The following is a 7,271-nucleotide window of genomic DNA, read 5'->3' on the forward strand; positions in this document are numbered from 1 at the left end:
ACGTAAAGAAGAAGTTCAACGCCAAGACAAACAGTTTAAAGATATGCCAGAAGCGCGTTTCGGCCAGAATCCAGTATTTGCCGAGTTTGAGGGCTTGAAAATGCGACATGATACGTTTATCGATAAACTGGCAACTGACCTTAAAGATGGCAATGAAGGTGTAATGGTACGCTTGCTCGATGCGCATGAAGCAGGTCACGTCCTCAGGGATGAAATCGAACGACTCAGCACAGATGAAAATTGGCAACCACTGTTACCGGGTGATCGCGTTATTCCTCATGGCAAGCTACGCGGTGACGATATTAGCGCGGCATTGGCACCCCATCTCAACTTTCAATATTGTGACACCGAAGTGAAAGCACAAGGTAGCATGATCGAAGTAGACGGTTTGTACCACGGTCAATTGGCCATGACGCTTGCCCCACAGCGGCCAGAGCCCTTTAGTCAGTTGTTTAAAAAGGTGCCTCGGCAAATACCTTGGCGGTTAAGACTCGATCTGATGCCGGGTGGTGGAGATTTGCTCAACAGCAAACATAACCTGTTGTCCTTTGTCGCTTTTGTCCCTGGATTACGTGATATTTACCAATCTGTATCTTGGCTGTTGGAACAAAATAAGAAAGAGCCTGTGTGCATGATGAGCATCACAGCCAGTACTTGGGATGCGGATAAAAGCCGCCTGAAACGCAACTTAACACTGCTACAAAAATCACTTCAATCGTGGGGCGTATCCAGTGTGACCAAAACTTTTGGCGACCCAATCCGAGCCTGGATCAACACACTACCGCTGGCATCGAGTTTTAGTGCTCCCACATTGATGTTTCCGCCGCTTTCAGAAGGTATCAAGTTAATGCCCCTGCAGCGTCCTGCCAGCCCATGGGGAAACGAAGGAAACTCTATACATCAAACTGTGGACGGTAAACCGTATCCTATCCAGCTTGCCAGTTCGCTACAGGAAAAGCATACAGAGTTACTTGCAGGCTCTCCGGGTTCTGGGAAATCGCTGTTAGCTAACAGCTTACATCTCGATGCCATCACTAATGGAAACAGTGACCTTCCCTTTATGGCGTTTACCGATAAGGGGTTTACCGCTCAAGGTTTCTATGATCTGATTTCCGACAGTCTTTCTCCCGATCAGAAAGACAAAATCATCAGCATTATTCTGCGTAACGATGCAGATCACTGTCGTAACCCGTTTGATATTCTTCTTGGTTTGAAATACCCCATCAGTACCGAGAGTGAATACATATTGGGAATGCTGCTCAGCTTATGTATCGATGCACAAAAAGGCCTTGCCCCAGACTCTGCATCTTGCCGTCAAATTCTGTCTCGCGCCTTGGACATGGTCTATCGTAAGAACAGTGATACTGATCCGGTGCGTTACGGTGCCACCCTTGTACCTGCCGTTGATACTGCATTAAAAAACAGTGGTTGCCTTGCTGAACATGACGCTCAGTGGTGGGAAATGGCTACCTGGTATGAAGTGCGGGATTTACTCTTTGATCACGGGCATGTGTATGAGGCATCGCTCGCTCAGGCACAGGCAGTACCGGAGTTAAATGACTTACAGTGGGCACTTAATAGCGCAGAGTTACGATCTGTTTTTGGTAAAGTTAATCGTCCCGGTTCAGATGAGTTACTGCTCAGCTATGTCTCTCGTTGTCTGACACAAGCACTCTTCGATTATCCACTGATTGCGGGGCGTACTCGCTTTACCGTCAGCCCTAATACACGGATTCGCATTGTCGATGTCAATAATGTAACGGGGAAAAACACCCCGGAAGGGAAAATTCGTACCGGCATTATGTACCAATTCGCTCGCCACCTTGCCGGCGCCAATGATTTCTACCTACCACAGTATCAGGATGAGTTGTACAGTAAATTGAATGAGCGTTACATCCCTCTACATCGCAAGCGTATCGAACAATTAGATCAAGAAGTAAAACTCATATTTATTGATGAGTTACACAATATTAAAGGCATCGATACACTGTGGGAAGCACTGCAAACAGAGGACCGCGAGCAACGAAAATTCGGTGTTCGTACCGTGTTCGCCTCTCAGTATCTTGATGATTATCCAAAATCTATTCTGGAGTCAGCCAACTCGCTCTATTTAATGCGCGTTAGAACCAAAGACTTCCCTGTACTACAAGAAACCTTCAATGTGCCGCGCACAACACTCCTTAAACTTCTGAGCACCACGCCGGGACCGGCATCGGATGGCAGTGGTGTCACTTTCCTTGCCGTATTCCGAACTACCAACGGTAACGTCGCTCAGTTGCTGAAAAACACGGCGGGTCCACTGCGATTATGGGCGTTGAACTCAACACCGGTTAACCGTGCTTTGCGCAACATGTTATATGACGCATTGGACGGCAAAACCGCACGTAGGCTGTTGGCGGATACGTTCCCTGGTGGATCTGCAGAGAAACATATTCAGATGATGAAAAAACGTGCCGGTAATGACGATGAAGACAGTGTCATTCGACAACTGGCCGACGAGTTAATTGCCAAGGCTGGCTATATCCAAGGCAACGCCGCATAGCACCAACACACTGCAACCAAGGATTCAAAACCATCAACATCGAGATGTGAACGGTGAAACGCATTATTACCGCTATCTTAAACTCGCAGTTTAGACACTTATTCCACCCCACAGATTTACTTCTCTTCTTTCTATTCGTTTGCATCTTGTTTCTATCTGTCTCAATGACCCTTATGGTAAGGCGCTAATCATGCACTCAAATCGTTATTTCGCTGGCCGATTCAGTCTCTTGGCCAGCTTGATTCTATCCGCTTGCCTACCTGGACACGCCTTAGCATATCCAGTGGAAGTTATGTCCAGTGTCCCAATACAGACTCAAGTGGCTCCCGCACTTGGGGCCATAAACGGGACTTTGACTGAGATTGCCACCACTCAACATCAAGTTGGCGCGGCCATTAATCAAAATGGAGGAAAGGTGGCCACCCAAATTGAACAAGCGGCACAGGCTCAACGTGATCAGGATATTTTCGCTAGACAGGCTGAGAAACTTGAGCAGGCGCGTAGAACCTACACCATTCCCGATAGCATCTGTTCTGAATCCGGTTCTGGTGTAGCGGCTCAAGTACAAAGTGGCGCACGGGCTCATCAAGGAGCATTGGCCAGTGGCGGAGGAATTAGTAATAACACCATTCGTCAAGGAGTGACCGCACCACCACCACCACTGGAGCAAGCACAATTTCGCACAGCAGCTATACATGCTGATTATTGTGATGCTACAGATGTAGCGGCTTACGGTGGGACTGCTTTATGCAAGGCTATTTCAGTACTTCCGGGGGGAGATAAGCGATTAACCTCTTTGCTGGATGGCGCAGGTAAAGACGGAAAGATACCAGACCTCACTTTCAACCAACAACAAACTGATGCTGCCATGGCATACGCCATTAACAGTGCGCCAGCTGCCGCAGGTAAGCAGTTGGGAAAAGGTGAAGTCAAAACAACTTCCGGTCAGCAATATATTGGGATCATGACCCAATACGAAGCGATTAACTCCGCTGCCCGTGAACCCATGCTGGCGATGATCGCCGCAAGTCAGCCTAACGAGGCTACAAAAGACGTGATCACAAAGGAAACATTACGTTCTCCGTCAGCTGCTGCCTATTTCAGCCGTACTGCCTCAGAAGAGGCTAAAAGTACCGGCATAATGTCCGAACGAGAGTTTGAGCAATTCGAGGCTGGTCGACGCTATGCCAATACCGAATATCTAAATGACATTTCAAATATGGAAGGGGATCTTCTGTTGCGTGAAGCTATTCTTATTCAGTCCCAACAAAATTGGCTGTTATTAGGCATCAAACGTGAAATGCAGAAAAACAACATCCTCCAAGGTCAACAGCTGTCTCTCGCCGCAACGGAGAATTACCGTCCGCAATTGCAAGCAAAAATGCGTGAAGTGAACGCGGGGATATCCAGAAATGACTAATAAAACAGAAAAATCGCCTCAGTGGGGAAAACGTTTAAGCAAAGGTTTGTATTACTCGACTAACATAATTTTACCGCTTTCAGAAGTACGCTACGCGGCGTCTAAAATAGGGCCGTCGCTGCTCAATAATTTCAAAAGACTCAAACACCTCTCTCCGTCTAATCAATTGGAATTAAAGTTAAAAAAACCCATATTGAGCTTTGAACAAGCAGTAGCCGCCAGTGGTCTTCCAGTCAGTGTCCTATTACGTCGATTTAAGCGCCGAAAAACAGTATGCCTCATTCTGGCTGCAGTTCCGTCGTTACTGGTTATAGGTCTTCTTTTGGCAATCGCAGTAAGTCGCATCTATACACCTCTAGTACTTGTAAAAGGTTTTGTACTAATACTGGTGTTGCTATCTCTGGCTGCAGTGCCATTTGTCCAGGCACTTGTTTGTACCTGGCGATTATGGCAACTGAACCAGCAACGAGCTTCGCCAGAAGAACGCGGTGGGTTTAACGACTTTTTAACAGAAGTTGCCTGGTTTAAATCAACAATTTCATCATCACCGCAAGTAAAGAGTAAAAAAGGATTGCTTGATATACGTAAATGACCCTAAAACACCGGTGATCGACCTTCAGCTTTAACTCTCTACTATCCCATTCGCTTTTCCATCCTCACCTGTTAACCCAGGCGGGCACCTCCTTATATCTGCGAGTTAATACTATGAATGCCATACGAAAAATAATGGCTGGCGCATTGTTATATCTGTTTACCGCCAGTACCTGGGCCGATACAACGGTAGGTTTTAGCTCCATTGAGCAGGCAGCTAAACGCAGTTCCGACTTATCACGTCAAATCCTGGTTATGATTTTCGGTGACGTTGTCACCAATCCATTATCGACCGATTCCAGTATGATCGGTCAGATGTTCTTCGTTTTTAACGGTATCGTTATGGCTATTGCCGTTGTCTGGTTCCTGCTTGTTACACTCAAGCATCTAGTCAAAGCTGGCCAGAATGGACAGATTTTTAACCAAGGCAGCTCAATGGTTGGACCAGTGAGCACCGCTGCGGGTTTTCTGACTCTAGTTCCTACTGTTTCTGGCTGGTCAATTGCTCAACTCACCTTCTTGTGGGCCGCTTCGGTTATGGGTATTGGCAGCGCCAATCTGGTGACTGACCGTATCGTTGATTTACTAGAGGATGGCTATTCTCTGGTGGTACAACCCGTAGCCCCCCAAACTATCGGGGCAGCGCGGGCTATCTATGAAATGAACCTCTGTTTGTACGGCATCAATAGTGAACTCAATACTATGTACCAACAATATGGTCAAGGTGGCACGCCATTGATGCGAATCAGCACCCTGTCAGATGGCTTTGAAATTGGGAACGGCAGTGCTCTATGCGGGTCAGCCCGTCTTCCAGAAAGTCTCATTGATCAAACAACAAACTGGTTATTCCCGGTACCGATTAATACTGAAAGCATCATCAATGCACAACGTAGTGCAATGAACGAAATGCAAAATACTCTCTCTCAGTCAGCATCTCAATTTGTTACCTCTTTGGTAAATAAACAGATAAATGGTAGTGGCTCTCTTCCCGATGCAGAAACTGATATACAAAAAGCGGCTCGAGCTTATGAAGATAGAATAAATCAGGCATTAAATGCGCAGGGACAAGCAGATCAATTAGCCTCTGTTTTGACGGCTCAATTGAAAAAGAATGGATGGCTCGCATTAGGCTCTTGGTATCAAACATTCGCTACAGCTAACAACAAAATTAATGAGGCAGTTCAACTCAAACCTGTAATTGCAGGTATGTCTGGAGTGGGTGATTTAGGCGCAGGTGATGTCTACACTAGCATCAAAACAGCATATCAAGCACAAACTCAAAATTCGACCTATACCCCACCATTGGGGACTCAAAGTACCAAAGACTCTCAGCAAGCAACTGATGCCTCAACATCTGACGCAGTATTCGTTGGTATCTTTAACGGCCCAATGTTGAGGCTGGCAAACTTTATTGCCACGTCCCAAATAGGAAATTTGACCGTTGGAAGTGATCAGATGAACCCTTTGTTAAAAATGAAAGCTGTAGGCGACTATACCTTAGGCGGTGCCGAAATTATTTATACCGTATTTAGCGCAGCCAGAATCGCCGCTGAAACGGCCTCCGACAGTTTGATTATAAAAGTTGTCTCTTTAGGACTTGGTAGTTTTGCTAAAAATGCAATTTTAGCAGCGGCTCCTGCTGTTTATTTCATATTACTTTTGTTACTTAGTGTCGGTTTTAGCCTGTCAATATACTTACCTTTTATACCCTTTATTTATTGGTTAGCATCTGCTGCTAACTGGATTGTCAGTGTATTGGTTGGTGCTACAGGAGGAACCCTTTGGGCAGCAACCCATATTGCCACTGAAAGAGATGGAGGACACAGGTCTGCCTACGGTTACATTTTTCTTATCGATGTCATGATTAGACCTATGCTGATGGTGTTTGGTTTTGTTTTTGCAAGCATAGTGATAGTCGCACTAGGCACGTTACTTAACCTAATGTTCGGCGCAACAATAGCCAATGTACAGGCAAATTCATTTACCGGCTTGATTTCATTAGTCGGTATTTTAATGGTTTATGCAAGGATCTGTACTACGACCGTGACCCGAGTTTTTGCTCTGCAAGTTACCATGCCGGACTACATCATTTCTTGGTTAGGTGGGCGTGAAGCAGCTGGTATTCTTGGTGGAATGGCTGAGTCAACTAAAAGCATATTTGCTGGATTTGGTCGTGGACTTGAGAGGACTCCAGGGTTAAAATCAAATAATAAAGGAAGTAGCGATAATTCCGATGGCATAAAATAGCTATGATAAGGAAAGATGAATGAAATCAATAAAAATGATCGGCACGATTCATATTCTTGCTGCTATTTTCACAATAGCTTCATTATTTACCATCTATTACTACTTTGATAGCCGTGGTCATGCAGGAATTACCTATTTATCAGTTACCAGCTTAATTGCTATATCATTATGGGCTGTCTTATATTTTTTAAGAAAATCCATTAGCACTGATATAGCTACAGTTGTCGCAAATAATACTAATTCCAACTTTTCTCCAGATAAAAATCTGACATTTGTTGATATCAACAAAGGAAAGTTTGTAGGCATAGACTCTAATAGTAAGGCAATGCTAATTATATCTTTAGATAATAAAGATTTTGCTAATGGCTTTATAGCTGAATTTGATGAATGGAAAGGATATGAGCTAGAAGATTGCAACTTAACATTGAAGTTCAATAATATCCAACGCCCAACTTTCAGCATCAATAGCAA

5 protein-coding genes are annotated in these 7,271 nt (G+C 45.0%); all 5 read left to right on the top strand.

The window, feature by feature from the left end:
- Positions 1 to 2,542: ATP-binding protein (locus tag AACW11_RS14910; RefSeq protein ID WP_212587013.1), on the top strand; the 2,542-nt coding region annotated here is incomplete at its 5' end.
- A 190-nt stretch (positions 2,543 to 2,732) separates the two neighbouring features.
- On the top strand, positions 2,733 to 3,962 hold the full coding sequence (traW, locus tag AACW11_RS14915) for a conjugal transfer protein TraW (protein ID WP_145592824.1): 1,230 nt from the start codon (positions 2,733 to 2,735) through the stop codon (positions 3,960 to 3,962).
- On the top strand, positions 3,955 to 4,554 hold the full coding sequence (traX, locus tag AACW11_RS14920) for a conjugal transfer protein TraX (RefSeq protein ID WP_145560246.1): 600 nt from the start codon (positions 3,955 to 3,957) through the stop codon (positions 4,552 to 4,554). The genes traW and traX overlap by 8 nt, the downstream gene beginning before the upstream one ends.
- Before the next feature lie 134 nt (positions 4,555 to 4,688).
- On the top strand, positions 4,689 to 6,800 hold the full coding sequence (locus AACW11_RS14925; protein ID WP_249192963.1) for a DotA/TraY family protein: 2,112 nt from the start codon (positions 4,689 to 4,691) through the stop codon (positions 6,798 to 6,800).
- Between the two features lie 19 nt (positions 6,801 to 6,819).
- The coding region (locus AACW11_RS14930; protein WP_212587014.1) for a hypothetical protein at positions 6,820 to 7,271 on the top strand (452 nt) is incomplete at its 3' end.

It is taken from the genome of Yersinia sp. Marseille-Q3913, from assembly GCF_963892745.1.
Classification (GTDB): Bacteria; Pseudomonadota; Gammaproteobacteria; order Enterobacterales; family Enterobacteriaceae; genus Yersinia; species Yersinia bercovieri.